14 protein-coding genes are annotated in these 19,920 nt (G+C 72.0%); 9 read left to right on the top strand and 5 right to left on the bottom strand.

Going from position 1 to position 19,920, the window contains the following annotated elements:
- Positions 1 to 42: 42 nt before the first annotated feature.
- Both SPRI_RS15310 and SPRI_RS15305 read right to left on the bottom strand, forming a co-directional pair.
- On the bottom strand, positions 43 to 816 hold the full coding sequence (locus SPRI_RS15310; RefSeq protein WP_005313382.1) for an SDR family NAD(P)-dependent oxidoreductase: 774 nt from the start codon (positions 814 to 816) through the stop codon (positions 43 to 45).
- A 133-nt stretch (positions 817 to 949) separates the two neighbouring features.
- Positions 950 to 1,657: an MOSC domain-containing protein gene (locus SPRI_RS15305; RefSeq protein ID WP_037773970.1), complete on the bottom strand. Its 708-nt coding sequence runs from the start codon at positions 1,655 to 1,657 to the stop codon at positions 950 to 952.
- Between the two features lie 81 nt (positions 1,658 to 1,738).
- Here SPRI_RS15305 and SPRI_RS15300 point away from each other — a divergent pair, with 81 nt between their 5' ends.
- On the top strand, positions 1,739 to 2,635 hold the full coding sequence (locus tag SPRI_RS15300) for a LysR family transcriptional regulator (RefSeq protein ID WP_053557018.1): 897 nt from the start codon (positions 1,739 to 1,741) through the stop codon (positions 2,633 to 2,635).
- 216 nt (positions 2,636 to 2,851) lie between these two features.
- Here the strand turns inward: SPRI_RS15300 and SPRI_RS15295 are convergent, their stop codons facing one another.
- Positions 2,852 to 3,175 (bottom strand): WhiB family transcriptional regulator, encoded by a 324-nt coding sequence (locus SPRI_RS15295; protein WP_005313377.1) that lies wholly within the window; start codon positions 3,173 to 3,175, stop codon positions 2,852 to 2,854.
- Positions 3,176 to 3,689: 514 nt separating this feature from the next.
- On the opposite strand from SPRI_RS15295, the gene SPRI_RS15290 reads away from it, so the two are divergent.
- The 4 genes from SPRI_RS15290 to SPRI_RS15275 all read left to right on the top strand — a co-directional run bounded on the left by SPRI_RS15290 (position 3,690) and on the right by SPRI_RS15275 (position 8,010).
- The gene (locus SPRI_RS15290) at positions 3,690 to 4,301 is read left to right on the top strand and encodes a response regulator transcription factor (protein ID WP_003948568.1); all 612 of its coding nucleotides are present in this window, start codon (positions 3,690 to 3,692) and stop codon (positions 4,299 to 4,301) included.
- A gap of 221 nt (positions 4,302 to 4,522) precedes the next feature.
- Entirely contained in the window at positions 4,523 to 5,110 is a 588-nt protein-coding gene (locus SPRI_RS15285) for a sigma-70 family RNA polymerase sigma factor (protein ID WP_005313374.1), read from the top strand.
- A gap of 170 nt (positions 5,111 to 5,280) precedes the next feature.
- Positions 5,281 to 6,780 carry an IMP dehydrogenase gene (guaB, locus tag SPRI_RS15280; protein WP_005313371.1) on the top strand — a complete coding sequence of 500 codons (1,500 nt, stop codon included), beginning with the start codon at positions 5,281 to 5,283 and terminating at the stop codon, positions 6,778 to 6,780.
- Between the two features lie 105 nt (positions 6,781 to 6,885).
- Positions 6,886 to 8,010 (top strand): GuaB3 family IMP dehydrogenase-related protein, encoded by a 1,125-nt coding sequence (locus SPRI_RS15275; protein ID WP_053557017.1) that lies wholly within the window; start codon positions 6,886 to 6,888, stop codon positions 8,008 to 8,010.
- 142 nt (positions 8,011 to 8,152) lie between these two features.
- On the opposite strand, the gene SPRI_RS15270 is transcribed toward SPRI_RS15275, so the two are convergent.
- The gene (locus SPRI_RS15270) at positions 8,153 to 8,671 is read right to left on the bottom strand and encodes a hypothetical protein (protein ID WP_005313366.1); all 519 of its coding nucleotides are present in this window, start codon (positions 8,669 to 8,671) and stop codon (positions 8,153 to 8,155) included.
- A gap of 134 nt (positions 8,672 to 8,805) precedes the next feature.
- Positions 8,806 to 10,029 (bottom strand): nucleotide sugar dehydrogenase, encoded by a 1,224-nt coding sequence (locus SPRI_RS15265; protein WP_037773967.1) that lies wholly within the window; start codon positions 10,027 to 10,029, stop codon positions 8,806 to 8,808.
- Positions 10,030 to 10,302: 273 nt separating this feature from the next.
- On the opposite strand from SPRI_RS15265, the gene SPRI_RS15260 reads away from it, so the two are divergent.
- The 4 genes from SPRI_RS15260 (at position 10,303) to SPRI_RS15245 (ending at position 19,857) form a co-directional block, all read left to right on the top strand.
- Positions 10,303 to 12,009 (top strand): glycerol-3-phosphate dehydrogenase/oxidase, encoded by a 1,707-nt coding sequence (locus tag SPRI_RS15260; protein ID WP_005313360.1) that lies wholly within the window; start codon positions 10,303 to 10,305, stop codon positions 12,007 to 12,009.
- Between the two features lie 672 nt (positions 12,010 to 12,681).
- Positions 12,682 to 14,844: a serine/threonine-protein kinase gene (locus SPRI_RS15255; protein WP_409350945.1), complete on the top strand. Its 2,163-nt coding sequence runs from the start codon at positions 12,682 to 12,684 to the stop codon at positions 14,842 to 14,844.
- A 127-nt stretch (positions 14,845 to 14,971) separates the two neighbouring features.
- A complete protein-coding gene (locus SPRI_RS15250; RefSeq protein WP_053557016.1) occupies positions 14,972 to 18,154 on the top strand; it encodes a protein kinase in 3,183 nt (1,060 codons plus the stop codon).
- A 113-nt stretch (positions 18,155 to 18,267) separates the two neighbouring features.
- Positions 18,268 to 19,857 carry a serine/threonine-protein kinase gene (locus SPRI_RS15245; RefSeq protein WP_053557015.1) on the top strand — a complete coding sequence of 530 codons (1,590 nt, stop codon included), beginning with the start codon at positions 18,268 to 18,270 and terminating at the stop codon, positions 19,855 to 19,857.
- Positions 19,858 to 19,920 lie beyond the last annotated feature (63 nt).

The raw sequence follows: 19,920 nt of genomic DNA, 5'->3' as shown, positions 1-19,920 counted from the left end.
TTCCATTTTAGTGACGCAGATCACATACTGTGCGGTATGTGGCTACTGGGGGCCGTACTTCCGGCCCGTCCTGGACGTGAGCCCGCCCAGCAGCCCGCGCGGCGTCAGCTTCACCACGCCCATCAGCGCCTTGTAGCGGGGATCGGGGATGGAGAGGGACTTTCCCTTGGCCAGGTCGGAGAGCGCCGACGCCACCAGCTTGTCGGCGTCCAGCCACATCCAGCCGGGAATGTTGTCCGTACCCATACCGGCCCGCTGGTGGAACTCGGTGCGTACGAATCCGGGGCACAGCGCCATCAGCCGCACCCCCGATCCCGCGAGATCCCGGGCGGCGCCCTGCGTGAACTGGACGACCCACGCCTTGGACGCGCCGTACGTGCCACGGGGGACGAACGCGGCGACCGACGCCACGTTCACCACGCCGCCCCGGCCGCGCTCCTTCATCGGTCCCGTTGCGGCCGCGGTGAGCCGCAGCACCGCCTCGCAGTGCACCTTCAGCATCGTCAGCTCGTCGGCCATCGAGACTTCGAGGAACCGGCCCTTGTTGCCGAAGCCCGCGTTGTTGACCAGCAGGTCGACGGGGTGCCTGCGGTCCGCCAGACGCTCCTCGACCGCACCGATCCCGGCTTCCCGCGACAGGTCGGCGGTCAGCACCTCGGCCTCGATGCCGTGCCGGTCGTGCAGTTCGGTGGCCTGTTCCTGCAGCCGCTCGGTGTCCCGGGCCACGAGCACCAGGTTGTGGCCATCGGCCGCGAGCCGCCGCGCGAATGCGGCGCCGATGCCCGCTGTCGCTCCCGTGATCAGTGCAGTCGTCATATGCGGCACGTTAACGCCCCGCGTCATCGCCCGGCGCCGCCGCCTGCCCCGTCCACCCTCCGTCCCGTGGCCGCGAACTGCCCCGAGGTCCCGGGCCGGTTCCTCTTCCCGGCGCCCGCCCGCCAGGCCTCGCCTATGCCACGCCGGAGTCGGAGGCGACGCCTGGACCGACCGTCGCGCCGTACTTCGCGACGTACGCGCGGGCGCTCGTCAGGAGCTCGCCGTGCAGAGCGTCACCCGCCTCGAGCACCAGTGGCAGCAGGTGGCGCTCGGTCGTCTCCGCACGGAACGCCATCGCCACGGTGACCTCGTGCTCCGGCCGGTGCACCACCTCCACCGGGTCGCCGGCGCGGATCTCGCCCGGCTCGATGACCCGCAGATACGCGCCGGAGACGCCGCTTCGCGTGAAACGCCTGACCCAGCCCTTCTCGTCGAGCCTGCCCGCGAACGTACGGCACGGGACGCGGCCGGAGGTGACCTCGAGCACGACCGAGTCGCCGATGCGCCACCGCTCGCCGATCCTGGCTCCGGTGACGTCGACGCCGCTGGTGGTGAGGTTCTCGCCGAACGTGCCGTTGGGGAGCGACCGCCCCAACTCGCGCTCCCAGGCGTCGAGATCCTCGCGGGCGAAGGCGTACACGGCCTGGTCGCTCCCGCCGTGATGGCGCAGGTCGCAGACCGCGTCCCCCGACAGTCCGCTGCCGCCCCGGCCCTTGGGGCCCGGGTCCGTCACCCGGACGGGCCCCTCCGCCGGGCGCTTGTCGATTCCGGTCGTGCCGCTCGGCGAATCGGTGTAATCGGCCGCCTTGGGACGGCCCACGTTCACGGTCAGAAGCTTCATGTCCCGCACGCTAACGGACGAGCCCTCAAAGGAGCCGGGAGTTAATCTCCCGTTCCCCCAAGCATCCCTTATGCTCGGAGGGTGATCGAAGCCCGCCACCTCCGCGTCCTGCGTGCCGTCGCCACCACCGGCTCGTTCTCCGCGGCCGCCCGTGAACTCGGCTGCACGCAGCCCGCGGTCAGTCAGCAGATGAAGGCGCTCGAAACCTCCGTCGGGACCCCGCTGCTGATCCGCACCGGCCGCGAGATGCGCCTGACCCAGGCCGGAGAGGCGCTCGTGCGCCACGCGTCCGGCATCCTCGCGGGGCTCACCGCCGCGGAGGAGGAGGTGGCGGCCATCGCCGGGCTCCGGGCCGGCCGGGTCCGTCTCGTGTCGTTCCCCAGCGGCTCCTCCACGCTCGTGCCCACGGCCCTCGCCGCCCTGCGCGCGGCCCACCCCGGCACCCGTGTCTCGCTCGTCGACGCCGAGCCGCCGCGTTCGGTGGAGATGCTCCGCGACGGCGACTGCGACGTGGCGCTCGCCTTCCGCTACGACACGGCGGGGGCCGAGTCGGAGTGGGACGACCTCGTCGTACGGCCGCTGCTCGTCGACCGGCTCGTGGGGCTGGTGCCCGAGGGCCACCGCCTCGCGGAAGCGGACAAGGTGGCCATCGGCGACCTCGCGGAGGAGTCGTGGATCGCCGGCTGCCCGCGTTGCCGGCGACAGCTGGTGGAGGTCTGCGAGAGCGCGGGCTTCACCCCGCGCATCGACTTCGCCACGGACGACTACCCGGCGGTGATCGGGCTGGTGGGCGCGGGGCTCGGGGTGGCCGTCCTGCCCGAGCTGGCGCTGGAGTCGGTACGGCCCAAGGGGGCGCGTCTGGTGACCGTCGAGCCGTCCGTCCACCGCGAGATCGTCGCTTTGACGCTGCCCGACCTGGCCCATGTCCCGGCCGTCTCGGCGACGTTGTCGCAGCTCACCCTCGCTGCCTCCCGCTGACGCGTCCGCTGCGGGCGCGCCGTCCGTGGCGGACGCGGTGTTTGCGGTACTCGGGATTGCCGAGGTGCGCATCCTCCGCGGCGCGCGTCGGCTCCCTGCCGGGAGGGCCGGGGGCCGGGACGCCGGAGCAACTGCCTGCGCACGGGGCAGGCCTGCCGATACGGGGGCGGGTGAAGTGCAGGAACGTTTCTTCGGTTCGTGCGTGCGGCGCGCTCGTCAGCCGCGTACCGCACCGCCCGCGCTCGTGGCGGGGATCAGCCGGTGGCGTGCTCGTCCCATGAGCTCCTCGCGCTCGTCCTCGGTCAGCCCGCCCCAGACGCCGTAGGGCTCGCGCACGGCCAGTGCGTGCGCCGCGCACTCGGCGCGTACGGGGCACCGCATGCAGACCTCCTTCGCGGAGTTCTCGCGCGCGCTTCGCGCCGCGCCGCGCTCACCTTCCGGATGGAAGAAGAGCGAGCTGTCGACCCCACGGCATGCCGCGAGGAGCTGCCAGTCCCACAGATCGGCGTTGGGTCCGGGAAGGCGAGAGAAATCTGCCATGGCGCATGTCCCCTTGAAACCGTGCTGGGTGGATACAGGACCAGGTCGGAAACGGGCGGGACGCCGACCGGACGTGCGCCGGATCCGGCACCAGCACCGTGCCAACGACCGTACATCTGCTGTGTAAGTAGATGTAAATATGACTCATTGCGAATCTAGCCATAGACACCGGAAAAAGGGAAGAAAAGCCGCTGAATGGGGCAGGGGTCCCATCCGAGGAGGACGAGTGCTCCGCCCGAGATCCGTGAAACCTCCGTGTTGCCCCGTGCCGCACCGCCGGTCCCGCCGTCGCCCGCAGAACCGGTGCTCACGCATGCCGAGGGGCCTGCTCACGGAGCGTGCCGAAGTGCGGCGTGCGACCCGTAACTCTTTCGAGTGACCGTCGTTGAGAGGGCGGAGGCGGTTGAAAGAACAAGCTGTCGGGCACATGTCCGAGAGCGTTCAACCGCACAGGTGAAGAAACGTATCCAGCCTGGAGGCTCAAGGTGACGCGCATCAGCTGCGGAGGGCGGCCATGACATCCGTCCTCGTCTGCGACGACTCCCCGCTTGCCCGAGAGGCGCTCCGCCGCGCGGTCGCGACCGTGCCCGGCGTCGAGCGCGTGACGACCGCGGCCAACGGCGAGGAAGTCCTCCGCCGCTGGGGTGCCGATCGTTCGGACCTGATTCTGATGGACGTACGCATGCCCGGTCTGGGTGGTGTGGAGACCGTGCGCCGGCTGCTCTCCGCGGACCCCGGCGCCCGGATCATCATGCTGACCGTGGCCGAGGACCTCGACGGCGTCGCCCTCGCGGTCGCCGCCGGCGCCCGCGGCTATCTCCACAAGGACGCCTCGCGTGCCGAACTGCGCGCGACCGTCACCCAGGCGCTCGCCGACCCCACGTGGCGGCTCGCCCCGCGCCGGCTCCGTTCGGCCGAGATGGGGGCCGCCCCCACGCTCACGGCGCGTGAGATCCAGGTGCTCGAAGGAATGAGCCACGGCCGGTCCAACGCGGAGATCGGGCGTGAGCTCTTCCTCTCGGAGGACACGGTGAAGACGCACGCCAGGCGGCTGTTCAAGAAGCTCGGCGCCTCCGACCGGGCGCATGCGGTGGCCCTCGGATTCCGCTGGGGTCTGGTCCGCTGAGGACCGTGCGAACAGGACGGCGCGGGGGTTACGGATGCCCGAGGGCATCCGTTTCCCGCGCGATGCCGCATCCTTGAGGTGTGGAGTTCCTCGGGGACGAGTCGGTCGAGCGGGAGGGGAGGGCGCAGGGGATGAGTTCCGGCGCACCTGCTCATAACGCTTCGGTGCACAACACAGGACGCAGTGCCACGGACGGCCGCGGGCCAGGGCACCATGGACCGATGCGTGACGACGAGGCGGCGAACGGCCAGGGAGCCATCGGTGCGCTCGTTCACCGTGCCGTCGACGGCGACGAGCAGGCGACGCACGACCTGCTGGCGCACGTCCACCCGCTCGCGCTGCGTTTCTGCCGCTCGCGTCTCAGCCGGCTGCCGGGGGACGCCCGCCACTTCGTCGAGGACCTGGCGCAGGAAGTGTGCGTCGCGGTGCTGATGGCGCTGCCGCGCTACAAGGACACCGGGCGGCCCTTCGAGGCGTTCGTCTTCGCCATCGCCTCCCACAAGGTCGCCGATCTCCAGCGGGCGGCCATGCGCCACCCGGGCTCGACGGCCGTGCCGTCCGACGAGATGCCCGAGCGGCCGGACGATTCGCTCGGCCCCGAGGAGCGGGCGCTGCTCAGCGACGACGCGGAGTGGGCCAAGAGACTGCTCGCCAATCTTCCGGAGAACCAGCGCGAGCTGCTGGTGCTCAGGGTCGCCGTGGGTCTGACCGCGGAGGAGACCGGTCAGATGCTCGGGATGTCCCCCGGAGCCGTCCGGGTCGCGCAGCACCGCGCGCTCAGCAGACTGCGCGCACTCGCCGAGCAGTGAGACCGGTCACCGCCGGCTCCGTATGTCTGCGTATGGCTGCCGTGACGTCTGCGCATGACTGTCGTGTGAACACACAAAGCTGTACATCGATCTTGATCGTGGAATGAGACGGCCCCCCGGGCCGTTAGCATGGACATCCGCAGGGATCAAGGCCATTTGGGGAAGGTGTCATGACCAACGTCGACGGAGTGCCCGAGAAATTCGCGACACTCGGGCTGACCTACGACGATGTGCTTCTGCTGCCGGGTGCGTCGGAAGTGCTCCCTAACGCGGTCGACACCTCGTCCCGTGTCTCCAGGAACGTTCGGGTGAACATCCCGCTGCTCTCGGCGGCGATGGACAAGGTCACCGAGTCCCGCATGGCGATCGCGATGGCGCGCCAGGGCGGCGTGGGCGTTCTGCACCGCAACCTGTCCATCGAGGACCAGGTGAACCAGGTCGACCTGGTCAAGCGTTCCGAGTCCGGCATGGTGACCGACCCGATCACGGTCCACCCGGACGCCACGCTCGCCGAGGCCGACGCCCTGTGCGCCAAGTTCCGCATCAGCGGTGTGCCGGTGACCGATGCCGCGGGCAAGCTGCTCGGCATCGTCACCAACCGTGACATGGCCTTCGAGACGGTCCGCACGCGCCAGGTGCGCGAGGTCATGACCCCGATGCCGCTGGTCACGGGCAAGGTCGGCATCTCCGGCGTCGACGCCATGGAGCTGCTGCGCCGCCACAAGATCGAGAAGCTTCCGCTCGTCGACGACGCCGGCATCCTCAAGGGCCTCATCACGGTCAAGGACTTCGTCAAGGCCGAGCAGTACCCGAACGCCGCGAAGGACGCCGAGGGCCGTCTGCTCGTCGGCGCTGCCGTCGGTGCGAGCCCGGAGGCGCTGGAGCGTGCCCAGGGGCTGGCCGGTGCGGGCGTCGACTTCCTGATCGTCGACACCTCGCACGGACACAACAGCAACGCCCTCGACTGGATGGCGAAGATCAAGTCGAGCGTCGGCGTCGACGTCATCGGCGGCAACGTGGCGACACGTGACGGTGCCCAGGCCCTGATCGACGCCGGTGTGGACGGCGTCAAGGTCGGTGTCGGCCCCGGTTCCATCTGCACCACCCGTGTGGTCGCCGGCATCGGCGTCCCGCAGGTCACCGCGATCTACGAGGCGGCGCTGGCCTGCCGCGCCGCGGGCGTCCCGGTGATCGGCGACGGCGGCCTCCAGTACTCCGGAGACATCGGCAAGGCGCTCGCCGCCGGTGCCGACACGGTCATGCTGGGCAGCCTTCTCGCGGGCTGTGAGGAATCCCCCGGCGAACTGCTCTTCATCAACGGCAAGCAGTTCAAGTCCTACCGGGGCATGGGCTCGCTCGGTGCGATGCAGTCCCGCGGCCAGGGCCGTTCCTATTCCAAGGACCGCTACTTCCAGGCCGAGGTGGCCTCCGACGACAAGCTCGTCCCCGAGGGCATCGAGGGCCAGGTGCCCTACCGCGGTCCGCTCGCGGCCGTGCTGCACCAGCTGGTCGGCGGCCTGCGTCAGACGATGGGCTACGTCGGAGCGGCCTCCGTCGACGAGATGGAGAGCAAGGGCCGGTTCGTCCGGATCACCTCGGCGGGGCTCAAGGAGAGCCACCCGCACGACATCCAGATGACGGTCGAGGCCCCGAACTACAGCAGGAAGTAGCAGCCACACGTCGTGGAGGGGCGGTCCCGGGGTTGCCGGGACCGCCCCTTACGTGTGTGTCGGGGATACTGGTAGGCGCAGACGTAGAGGGAAAGGCCACACATCGTGACTGAGATCGAGATCGGGCGCGGCAAGCGCGGCCGCCGGGCGTACGCGTTCGATGACATCGCCGTCGTACCGAGCCGGCGCACGCGGGACCCGAAGGAGGTCTCGATCGCCTGGCAGATCGACGCCTACCGCTTCGAGCTGCCCTTCCTGGCCGCTCCGATGGACTCCGTGGTCTCCCCGCAGACCGCCATCCGCATCGGCGAGATGGGCGGCCTGGGCGTCCTGAACCTCGAGGGCCTGTGGACCCGCTACGACGACCCGCAGCCGCTGCTCGACGAGATCGCGGAGATGGACGAGGCCAATGCCACGCGCCGCCTCCAGGAGATCTACTCCGCCCCCATCAGGGAGGAGCTGATCGGCCAGCGCATCAAGGAGGTGCGCGACTCCGGCGTCGTGACCGCCGCCGCGCTCTCCCCGCAGCGCACCGCGCAGTTCTCGAAGGCCGTGGTCGACGCGGGCGTCGACATCTTCGTCATCCGCGGTACGACGGTCTCCGCCGAGCACGTCTCCGGCGCCGCGGAGCCGCTGAACCTCAAGCAGTTCATCTACGAACTCGACGTGCCGGTCATCGTGGGCGGCTGCGCCACGTACACGGCCGCGCTGCACCTCATGCGTACCGGCGCGGCGGGCGTCCTCGTCGGCTTCGGCGGCGGCGCCGCGCACACCACACGTAACGTGCTGGGCATCCAGGTGCCGATGGCGACCGCCGTCGCGGACGTCGCCGCGGCCCGTCGCGACTACATGGACGAGTCCGGCGGCCGGTACGTGCACGTCATCGCGGACGGTGGCGTGGGCTGGTCCGGCGACCTGCCGAAGGCGATCGCCTGCGGTGCCGACGCCGTGATGATCGGCTCCCCGCTGGCCCGCGCGACCGACGCGCCCGGCAAGGGCCGCCACTGGGGCATGGAGGCCGTCCACGAGGACGTGCCGCGCGGCAAGCTGGTGGACCTGGGCATCGTGGGCACCACCGAGGAGATCCTCGCCGGTCCCTCGCACAGCCCCGACGGTTCGATGAACTTCTTCGGCGCGCTGCGCAGGGCCATGGCCACGACCGGCTACAGCGAGCTCAAGGAGTTCCAGCGTGTCGAGGTGACGGTGGCGGACTCGCAGCACCGACGCTGACTCTGTTGTGCCCGACGGGCCCGACGCGCCGCAAGGCGCGTCGGGCCGTTCGCGTTCCCGGGAGGCTTGTCGCCCTGCGGGCGGGCGCTTGCATGAGGAAGGCCCGGCATCGACGATGCCGGGCCCTGCTCTGCTCACGGCGTCAGGCCGCGACCTTCTTGGTGACGGCGTAGCCCGCGAAGCCCGAGATGCCGAGGAAGACGTAGGTCATGGCCTCCGCCTCTTCCTTCCAGCCTTCGATCAGGTCGCCGAGGTTCGACGTCAGGATCTCGGTGACGGTCATCGGGTCGGGCGCGGCCTCCGACCACCAGCTGATCATCAGGGCGAAGCCGAAGAGCTGGCCGAAGAAGACGGCGACCAGAGCCAGCGGGACCCCGATGAAGGGAAGGATCGGGTTCCGGCCGCCGACCTTGCCGAGCGCGAAGCCGACGAGCGCGCCGACGGCGAGGGCCGCGTAGCCGATCTCCGTGTAGCTGCCGTCTTCGCTCGCCAGGGCGCGCATCACGCCGCCGTAGGCGAGGGCGCCGACGACGGCGGCCCCCAGGCCGGCGGCGAGGCCGAGCCCGAAGTTGTTGCGGACCGGGGCCGGCGGCGGTGCGGGCGCGAACTGGTCGCCCCCGGCGAACGGGTTGCCGGACGACGGCGGGACGGGCTGGCTCATGGTGGGATTCCCCCTGGGATCAACGGCGTCGCACGAGCGTGCGAGCGGCGGTCCCGGAGACTAGCAGTCCGGTACGACGGAACGGCACTCGGTTATGGGACCGTTGCACGGCCGTACCGGAGCCTGAAAAGGCGTCAGAGGCGGTGTGCCGCCCCGGCCGGAGTCGCCCCCCTTGTGTCGAGCAGGAGTTGGGCCTTTACCGCCAGGCCCTGGAGGTCGTACGTGCGGTGGTGCTGGACCAGGACCGTCAGATCCGCCGCGGCGGCCGCCTCGTAGAGGGAGTCGGCGCGGGGGACGGGGAGCTGGTCCATGCGCCAGTCGGGGACGTAGGGGTCGTGATAGCTCACGGACGCGCCGAGGTCCGTCAGCCGGCGGGCGATCTCGGTGGCCGGGGATCCCTGCAGGTCGGCGAGGTCCGGCTTGTAGGTGACGCCGAGGAGCAGGACGCGGGCCCCGCGGGCCGACTTGCCGTGTTCGTTGAGGAGGGTGGCGCAGCGGCGGACCACGTACTGCGGCATCCGTGAGTTGATCTCCTGCGCGAGGCCCACCATGCGCAGCGGGCGGCACGGGGTGGGGCCGGGGTCCAGGGGGACGCCGTGGCCGCCGACGCCGGGGCCGGGGCGGAAGGCCTGGAAGCCGAAGGGCTTGGTCTCCGCGCAGCGGATGACGTCCCAGAGGTCGATGCCGAGGTCGTGGCAGAGCACCGCCATCTCGTTGACGAGGGCGATGTTGACGTGCCGGAAGTTCGTCTCGAGGACCTTGACCGTCTCGGCCTCGCGCAGACCGCGGGCACGGACCACCTTGTCGGTCAGGCGGGCGTAGAAGGCGGCCGCGGACTCCGTGCAGGCGGGGGTGAGGCCGCCGATGACCTTCGGTGTGTTGGCGTAGCCGTGCGTGCGGCGGCCGGGGTCGGTGCGGCCGGGGGAGTAGGCCAGGTGGAAGTCCCGGCCGGCCCGCAGGCCGGAGCCCTCTTCGAGGAGCGGTCGCAGGAAGCCCTCCGTGGTGCCCGGCTCGACCGCGGATTCCAGCAGGACGGTGGTGTGCGGCCGCAGCCGGGACGCCAGCGCCCGGGCGGCGTCGGCGAGCGGGGTCAGGTCCAGTGTGCCGTCCGCGCCCATGGGCGTGGGCGCACAGATGACGGCGGTGCGTACGCGGCCGAGTTCGGCCGCGTCGGTGACGGTGCGGAAGCCGCCGGAGAGCATGCGCCGGATGTCGGCGGGCGTCACTCCGGCGGCGGGTTCCGTGAGCTGGCGGGGGTCGGGGTCGTAGCCGATGGTTTCGATGCCTGACGCCACGGCGGCCTGGGCGAGCGGCAGGCCGAGGTGTCCGAGTCCGATGACGGCGAGATCTGCGGGCATGGCTTTGGCCGTCCTTCCCGTAGCCGAAGGGGACAGTGAGCGCAAGCCCTGTGGGCAGAACGGGCAGGCGCAATGTCAGACTAGGCGTAAATATGACCGTTATGCCGGATTGTGGGATGTTGGTCGACCGAGTGTTATCCACAGGCGGTGGCTGAAGTCGGCGAGTGCGGACAGAATCGACGGTGTGAGTCCGACTTTGTGAGTCCGGCATTGCGGGTTCGACACGTTGTGAGACCGACCGCAGGAAATACACGGGGGCGACGGGAGGCAACAGTGAGGACAGCGACACTGGGACCCGCGGAGCGCGCGGAAGCGCTCGCCGGGATGGCCGAGCGCGAACTGGACGTGCTGGTGGTGGGCGCCGGCGTGGTCGGAGCGGGCACCGCGCTCGACGCCGCGACACGAGGACTGTCGACCGGGCTGGTGGAGGCGCGCGACTGGGCGTCGGGCACCTCGAGCCGGTCGAGCAAGCTGATCCACGGCGGACTGCGCTATCTGGAAATGCTCGACTTCGCCCTGGTGAGGGAGGCGCTCAAGGAGCGAGGGCTGCTGCTCGAACGGCTCGCCCCGCACCTGGTCAAGCCGGTGCCGTTCCTCTATCCGCTCCAGCACAAGGGCTGGGAGCGGCTGTACGCGGGCTCCGGTGTCGCGTTGTACGACGCGATGTCGGTCTCCTCGGGACACGGGCGGGGTCTGCCCGTGCACCGGCACCTCTCCCGCCGGCGGGCCCTGCGGGTCGCCCCCGCGCTGAAGAAGGACGCCCTCGTCGGCGCCCTGCAGTACTACGACGCCCAGATGGACGACGCCCGCTTCGTGACGACACTGGTGCGGACCGCCGCGAGCTACGGCGCCCAAGTCGCCAGCCGGGCACGGGTGGTCGGCTTCCTGCGGGAGGGCGAGCGGGTCGTCGGGGCGCGGGTGCTCGACGTGGAGGCGGGCGGAGAGTACGAGATCCGGGCCCGCCAGGTCGTCAACGCCACCGGTGTGTGGACGGACGACACGCAGGCGCTGATCGGGGAACGCGGACAGTTCCATGTGCGCGCCTCCAAGGGCATCCACCTCGTGGTGCCGAAGGACCGCATCCACTCCACGACGGGGCTGATCCTGCGGACCGAGAAGTCCGTGCTGTTCGTCATCCCCTGGGGACGGCACTGGATCGTCGGTACCACGGACACCGGCTGGGACCTCGACAAGGCGCACCCCGCCGCCTCCAGCGCCGACATCGACTACCTGCTGGAGCACGTCAACTCGGTGCTCGCCGTGCCGCTCACCCGGGACGACGTGGAGGGGGTCTACGCCGGGCTGCGCCCGCTGCTCGCCGGCGAGTCGGACGCCACCAGCAAGCTGTCGCGCGAGCACACCGTGGCGCATCCGGTGCCGGGGCTCGTCGTCGTGGCCGGCGGCAAGTACACGACGTACCGGGTGATGGCCAAGGACGCGGTGGACGCGGCGGTGCACGGCCTCGACCAGCGGGTGGCCGCGTGCGTCACGGAGGACACGCCGCTGCTCGGCGCCGAGGGGTACCGCGCCCTGTGGAACGCCAGGGCGAGGATCGCCGCGCGGACGGGCCTTCATGTAGTGCGCATCGAGCACCTGTTGAACCGCTACGGCGCCCTGGCGGAGGAGTTGCTCGCCCTTGTCGCGGAGGACCAGACACTCGGTGAACCGCTGAGTGGCGCGGACGACTATCTGCGGGCCGAGATCGTCTATGCCGCGTCGCACGAGGGCGCCCGCCACCTCGACGACGTGCTGACCCGCCGCACCCGCATCTCCATCGAGACCTTCGACCGGGGGACGCGCAGCGCACGCGAGTGCGCCGAGCTGATGGCCCCGGTACTGGGCTGGGAGAAGGCGCAGATCGAGAAGGAGATCGAGCACTACGAGAAGAGGGTCGAGGCGGAACGGGAGTCGCAGCGGCAGCCCGACGACCAGACCGCGGACGCGGCGCGGCTGGGCGCGCCGGAGATCGTGCCGCTCTGATCCGGGCGGCCGGGTCCCCTCACGACGCTCCCTGACTGCCCGTCGCCCCCAGGGAAACCGGCCCCCCGCAGGGCCGGTGACGGAGTCCGGACACGCTCCCCACCAGTGCGGGGGTGGGCTTCACCGCATGTGATGGCATGGTGGGTGGCGTATTCGGGTGCGCCCGGCACGCCGCAGAGTGGACCCGGACGACGTACCGGTCCTGGGGTGAGGGACAATGGGCGCTCTGCCAGGGCGGGTTACCGCATCGCGCGGACAGCGGCAGGCGCGGGCGAAGATCAGGGATCGCAGAGGGGACGCATGTCGGAGGCTGAGCAGTCGCGGAAGCCCCAGCGGGGGGCCGGCTTCGCCGGCGAGGATGCGGACTCTGCCGCGGGCGCGGGGATCGGCTCCGCCGGTTTGGACGAAGGTTCTGCCGCCGGCGCGGCGGACCCGAAAGCCGCCGAAGCGGACGCCCGTCCGGAGGCCGAGGACGCGGTCCCTGAGATCAAGGACGCGCCCTCGGAGGTCAAGGACGCGGCCCCTGCGGACAAGAGCGACGACGGTGACGTCAAGGCCGGCGCGGCCGAACCGGCCGACGCGGTCGCGGACGGTGCAGCGGCCGAGGCGGCAGAAGCCCGAAAGCCCGGTCACGGCACCGGGGGCGGGGCCGTGACGACTGCTCAGGACGACATGCGGAAGGACCCGCGGGACACGGCTCAGGGCCCGGCTCGGAGCGGTCCCTCCGCGGAGACGAAGCCCGCCGCCCCCAAGGACGCGAAGCCACTGTCCGTCACCAAGGCCGGGACGCGGCCCGCGGAACCGGCGGGCGCGCCGGCCGCGGAGGCGGCGTCCGGCGGTGTGAGCGCCGCCAAGTCCGGCGCGTCGCCTGCCGACGGCGGCCGGGGCGCGGGCTCGCAGGCCGCTGCGGCGAAGGCCGCCCCGGCGGACCGGACCGGCCGTGCCGGGGGCGGCGCGGCCGCGCCGGTCTCCAAGGGGCGCGGCGCCACCGGTTCCGAAGGCCGCCTGCTCGCCGGGCGTTACCGTCTCGGCGGCGTCCTCGGACGCGGCGGCATGGGCACGGTCTGGCGGGCGGTCGACGAGACCCTCGGCCGTACCGTCGCCGTCAAGGAACTGCGCTTCCCCAACAGCATCGACGACGACGAGAAGCGCCGGCTCATCACGCGCACCTTGCGCGAGGCCAAGGCGATCGCCCGTATCCGCAACAACAGTGCCGTGACCGTCTACGACGTCGTCGACGAGGACGACCGCCCGTGGATCGTCATGGAGCTCGTCGAGGGCAAGTCCCTGGCCGAGGTCGTCCGGGAGGACGGCGTCCTCACGCCCCGCCGGGCGGCCGAGGTCGGTCTGGCGATCCTCGACGTGCTGCGCTCCGCGCACCGCGAGGGCATCCTGCACCGTGACGTGAAGCCGTCCAACGTGCTCATCGGCCGTGACGGCCGTGTCGTGCTCACCGACTTCGGCATCGCGCAGGTCGAGGGCGACCCGTCGATCACCTCGACCGGCATGCTGGTCGGCGCCCCGTCGTACATCTCGCCCGAGCGCGCCCGCGGACACAAGCCCGGTCCGGCGGCCGACCTCTGGTCGCTCGGCGGCCTGCTGTACGCGAGCGTCGAGGGCTGCCCGCCCTACGACAAGGGTTCGGCGATCGCGACGCTGACCGCCGTGATGACCGAGCCGCTCGACCCGCCGAAGAACGCGGGTCCGCTGGAGGAGGTCATCTACGGCCTGCTCGCCAAGGACCCCGCCCAGCGGCTGGACGACGCCGGCGCCCGAGCCCTGCTCACCCAGGTGGTGAACGCGCCGGAGGCGCCGGTGCTCCCCCCGGAGCCCGAGCCGTCGCCCGAGGCGACCCGGGCCATCAGGCTGCCGTCCGTGCCGCCCGTCCCGCCGGCCGGTCCGAAGGACCCCGCCGCCGACCGGGTCCGCGGCGCGCTGCGTTCCGTGCGCAACGCGGCCGCCGCCGTGAAGGCGGAGTCGAAGCCGAAGCCCGCGCCGGGCGGGGCCGCCCGGCGGGCCGCACCGGTGCGCGCACCGCTCACCGACGTGGTGCCCCGCCGCACGCTGGTGATCATCGCGGCCGTGGCCCTGCTCGCCGTGCTGTCCACGGTGCTGGTCTTCGCCCTCGATGACGACGATCCCGTGAACCGGACCAAGGGCAAGGACGAGACCGCCGCCTCGGCCGGCTCCACGGCCGGTGCCGGAGAGGACAAGGCAGCCGGAGGTACGGGCAGCGACGCGAGCCCCGACAGCGGTGAGGGCACCGGCAAGGACGACGGCAAGGAAGAAGAGGACGGCGGACAGGGCGGCACCGGCAGCCCGGACGGTCAGCCGTCGGGCGACCCCAAGGACGACGCCTCCGCGGGCGGCGACACGCTGCCGGCCGGGTACGTGATGGTCTCCAACGACCGCTGGCACTTCACCATGGCCATGCCCGCGAACTTCAAGCTCACGGGCGTCGCCGGCCAGAACTCGGGCGGGAAGTTCAGCGTCGACGGCGGAGTCCCGCGTGTCCAGGTCGACTTCAACAACAGCCCCAAGGACGACGCTGCGGCCGCGTGGGCCGCGGCGGTCGCCGGCGTGAGCGCGACGAGCAACGGCTACAAGCACCTCGGGATAGGGACGGTCGAGTACAAGGGCTATCCGACCGTGGCGGACTGGCAGTTCGAGCGCAACGAGAACGGCCAGCGGGTACGTATCCTGAACAGGGGCTTCAAGGTGGACGCCAGGCGCGGCTACTCGATCATGATCACGTGCAAGGCGAGCGAGTGGCGCAGCGAGGAGTGCGAGACCCTGCGCAGGACGGCGTTCGCCACGTTCAGCCCCAAGGACTGACCCAGGACACGTATCGTGAGAACCCGCGGACGGTACGCAGCGACAAGAGGCCGGTGAGCGACCGGATTTGACGGCTTCTTGCGTTGTTTCTGTACCGGCCGGGGGACAGCGCGCTCGGGGAGGCGTCGTGGACGACTATGCGGGAAGGGTGCTCGCCGACCGCTACCGCCTGCCGTTGCCGCCGTCCGACGAGTACGAATTCGCGGAGACGCGCGCGTTCGACACCTACAGCGGCCATGAAGTCCTCGTGCGGCAGGTGCCGTTGCCCGAGATCGTCGACGCCGAGGTGCTCGACGCGGACGGCCTCGCCGGCGCGGCGGTGCCGCGGCGTACCCAGGGCGGCAGGAGCGGCGGGACGACACGGCGCCCCGCGGACCCAGCGGTCCGGCGGGCGGTCGAGGCGGCCCAGGCGGCCGCGCAGATTCCCGACCACCCCCGGCTGGACCAGGTCTTCGACGTCTTCGCCGAGGACGGCTCGCTGTGGATAGTGAGCGAACGCGTGGCGGCCCGGCCGCTGGCGGCGCTGCTCGCGGAGAAACCGCTCACGCCGTACCGGGCGGCCGAGATCGCCTCCGACGTCCTCACCGCCCTGCGTGTCCTGCACGCCCACGGCTGGACGCACCGGAACATCACGGTGCGCACGGTGCTCGTCTGCGAGGACGGGCGCGTCGTCCTCACCGGACTGGCGTCCGGCGCGGCGGAGGAGGCGCTGTGCGGCTACGCACCGGTACCGGAGCCGGAGCCCGACACAGCTGACGACGCAGAGCCGGACGACGTGCCGGGGCCGCTCGCCGGGCCCGGCGACCGGGACGCGTCGGCCCGGGGACACGAGGTCGAGGCCGCGCCGGGCCGCCCTGTCCTGCCGCAGCAGAGCGGCCCGTCCACCGGTGTGCCGGACGTGCGCGCCGCCCGTGCCGGGGCGATCGCGGCCTACCGCGCAGGTGCCCGCGCCGGAGCGCGGACGGGCGAGAACCGGCGCCAGGACGAGAACACCGACGGCCGTGACCGCCTGGAGCAGGACGGCCTGGACCCGGACTGGTGGGCCCGCCGCCCCGACGAGGGGCGCCGGGGTCTGCTCGGCCTCGGCGCCGTCCGTGACGAGGACGACGACGCGGACTTCGAGGACGTGGGTCTCGACCTGCTCGGCCCGCCGCGCGACACGGAGACCCACGGCCGCGGGGAGCGGCACGAGGACCGCTATGACGGGGACCGGTACGAAGACCGGTACGGGGCGCAGCGGTACGAAGAGGGGTACGGGACGGACCGTGACGGCGGCCGCTACGGCGCCGACCGGTACGAAGACGCGTACGGCGACACGGACCGTGACGAGGGCCGGTACCGGGACGGCTCCGGCGGCGCTGGACACGGGGACCGTCACGGCGACGACCTTCATGGGGAAGGCCGGTACGGCGACGACCGGTACGACCGGGGCCGGGACGGCGAGGGGCCGGCCCAGGAGGGCCCGGGGAGGGTCCGGCTGACCGGCACCTGGCACGACGCTCCGTTCGCCGGCCGTGAGGGCATGGGTTCGCTGCCCGCCGGAGGCGGCGGCCCCCGGGGCATCGCCGGGCGACCCGAGCTGCCGGGTGCGCGCCCGCACGACCCGTACCGCGACGACCCCTACGGCGTACGCAGGGCGGGCGCCGAGCCCGGGCGTGGCGTTCCGCCCGCCCGTCCGGCCCTGCCCGTCGCACGGGCCGACAGCGGTCCGGGAGCCGGCGGCCGGCCGGCCGGAGGACAGCGTCCCGCCCTTCCGGCGGCGCGTACGGACAGTACGTCCGGAGGCAGTTGGCACCGTGGTGGTGACGCGTTGCGCGCCGACGCGCAGCGCCGCCCCGCGGCCACGGACGGCGCGGCGGCCCCCGGCCGCTGGGACGAGGTCGTCGCCGGCGGCGGCTCCGCCCCGTACCGCGGTCCCGCGACCCCGCTGGCCGCGGAGCGGGCACGCCAGGCGCGGATCACCGTCGTCGGCGCCGTGACGGAACGCTGGGCGCCGGAGCAGGCCGGCCCTGTCCACGAGAACTGGCAGCTGGCCGCGCCCGTGGGCCCGGCGACCGACCTGTGGGCCCTGGGGGCGCTGCTCTACCGGGCCGTCCAGGGACATGCCCCCTATCCGGAGGAGAGCGCCGCCGAGCTCGTCCAGCTCGTGTGCGCCGAGCCGCCCGCCTTCGCGGAGGAGTGCGGCGCGCTGCGGCCGGTCGTCGAGTCGCTGCTGCGTCAGGACCCCACCGAGCGGCCCGACTTCGAGGAGCTGCGTGGCTGGCTGCGCTCCCTCGTCCGTTCGGCGCCCGAGCCCGAGGCGGGGACGGACGTCGTCCCGCTGCCGGCCGGCGCGGTCGACGGATCGCGGCTGCCGATCGTCCGCCGCCGGGGCGAGCTCGTCCGCAGGCGCCGGGGAGGCGGCTCGGACGCGCACGGCCGCCACCGCCACAAGAAGACCAGAAGCAGGGACGGCGCGGGAGGCAGGGACAGGGCCGGGGGCGTCGACGGGCGCAGGGACAGGCCCGTCGCCCAGGTCCCGCCGCCCAGGCGCGCCCACGAGGAGTCGTACGAGGGCTCCTACGAGCCGTCGTACCGGCGGTCCTACCAGGACACGGGCCGTAAGCCGCGTGCACTCGGCCGCACGCTTCTGCTGCTGATCCTGCTCGCCCTGGTGGCCGCGATCGCCTACGCGGTGCTGTTCATGCCGAAGGCGGGCGACGGGCAGCAGTCGCCGCAGGGCAGGGAGGCGGGCGTACAGCCGTCGCAGCAGGATCCGAGCCCCGGCCGTACCGGTACGGGCACCGACCCGGAGCCCGCGCCCACCGGCACGCCCGGTTCCCAGCAGCCGCAGACCTCCGCCCCGGCCGGCGAACTTCCCGAGGGTTATGTGCTCCGCGACGACCCGGAGGGCTTCCGGATCGCCGTAGACCGGACGTGGCAGCGCCGGCCGATCAACGACGCCGGGCAAGTCCGCTACACCGGCGGGGATTTCACGCTCATCGTCGTGCCCGGCCGGGACAGCGTGCAGACGAACGGCGAGGACCCGCTGGTCTATCAGCGGGACAAGGAGCCGGAGCTCCAGCCCTTCCGGGACTCCTCCTGGGCGAGCGCCACCGGGCTGCGCCGTATCGACGTCGGCGGACGGTCCATGGCCGAGGGCCAGTTCACCTGGCAGGACAGCAACGGCCGTGAGGTGTACGTGCGTAACCTCGCGCTCGCCGTCGACGGCACCTACCACGTCGTCCAGGTGATCGGACCGGAAGCACAGCGTGACAAAGTGACCGAGATCTTCGAGCAGGCCACGGCGAGTTACCGGTCCGCCCGCTGAGTGCGCGGGCGGGCACGGAACGCGCATCACAGTGCGGTCACTTGAGGCGTCCGATGTACCGTGGCCGTACATCCCCTCCGTAACCTGTCATTCCAAGGAACGGGGCGGGGTACGTGGAACACACTCACAGCACAGGCAACGGTCTGTTGCTCGCCGGGCGTTACCGGCTGGGCGAGACCATCGGCCGTGGCGGTATGGGCAAGGTATGGCGCGCCCATGACGAGGTGCTCCACCGGGTGGTGGCGGTCAAGGAGTTGACGGCGGGTCTCTATGTGTCGGAGGCCGACCGGGCCGTCCTGCACGCCCGCACCCAGAAAGAGGCCCGCGCGGCCGCGCGCATCAGCCATCCCGGTGTCGTCACCGTGCACGACGTGCTCGAGCACGACGCGCGGCCCTGGATCGTCATGCAGTACGTCGACGGCCCCTCCCTCGCGGACGCGGTCAAGGAGCCGGGGCGGATCGACGAGACGGAGGCGGCCCGGATCGGGCTGCACATCCTGAGTGCGCTGGGCGCCGCGCACGCGGCCGGGGTGCTCCACCGGGACATCAAGCCGGCCAACGTCCTGCTGGCCAAGGACGGCCGGGCGCTGATCACCGACTTCGGCATCGCGGCCATCGAGGGCGACTCGACGATCACCAGGACGGGCGAGATCGTCGGTTCGATCGACTACCTCGCGCCCGAGCGGGTCCGCGGCCACGACCCGGGGCCTGCCTCCGACCTGTGGTCGCTGGGCGCGACGCTGTACACGGCGGTGGAGGGACGGTCGCCGTTCCGGCGGTCCTCGCCCCTGTCGACCATGCAGGCCGTGGTCGACGAGGAACCGCCGGCGCCGGTGCGGGCGGGACGGCTCGCGCCGGTGATCATGGCGCTGCTGCGCAAGGAGCCGTCGCACCGCCCCTCGGCGGCGGAGGCGGAGCGGATGCTGACGGACGCCATGGAGGGCCGTGGGCCGGCGGACGCCGGGCCTGTGCGGGTGCCGACGCAGCGGCTGCCGCAGCCGGGCGCCCTGGCGGACCGGGCACGCACCGTCCCGGCAACCGCGCCCACCCAGGTCCCGGGCCGCCGTGGTGGGCGCGTACGCACGGCGGTGATCGCCGTCGTACTGGCGGCCGTCCTGGGCGGCGCGGCGGGCGTGGCGACGCAGTACGTGAACGACGGTGCGGGCGGCCGTACCGGAGAGGCCGGGGCGGCCGGAGGCGCCGGGACGGGTGGTACGCCCAGTGCCGCGCCGGACGACCCGTCCGGCCTTCCCGAGGGCTGGCGGCGGGTCGAGGACGTGGAGGGCTTCAGCCTCTGGGTGCCCGAGGGCTGGCGGCGCCAGGTCGACGGCAACCAGATCGACTACACCCCGGACAACGGCCGGCACCGCATCCGCATCAGCATCGACCCGGCGCCCGACCACGAGAACCCGTACATGCACATGCTCGACATGCAGAAGAACCTCAAGAAACGCCTGCCCGAGTACCGCCGGGTGCAGCTCCACCCGAACACCTTCCGGGACCGGACGCAGTCCGCGATCTGGGAGTTCACCTGGACGGAGAGCAAGGAACACCCCGGACCCCGGCGGGCGATCGACCAGATGTACTACGAGGACGACGGCACGGAGTATGCCCTGTACATGTCCGGTCCCGCGCAGGACTGGGCGACGACCCGGGAGCAGTTCGACACCATGCTGCGGGGATGGCGTCCCCCGGCACAGTGAAGGTGCCGCGAGGAGTGCGGCGGGCGGCCGGGAAAATGCCGGACGTGCCTGCGGCCGATGAAT

It is taken from the genome of Streptomyces pristinaespiralis, from assembly GCF_001278075.1.
In the GTDB taxonomy this organism is placed as follows: domain Bacteria; phylum Actinomycetota; class Actinomycetes; order Streptomycetales; family Streptomycetaceae; genus Streptomyces; species Streptomyces pristinaespiralis.
This window is presented reverse-complemented; position numbering and strand designations above follow the sequence as displayed.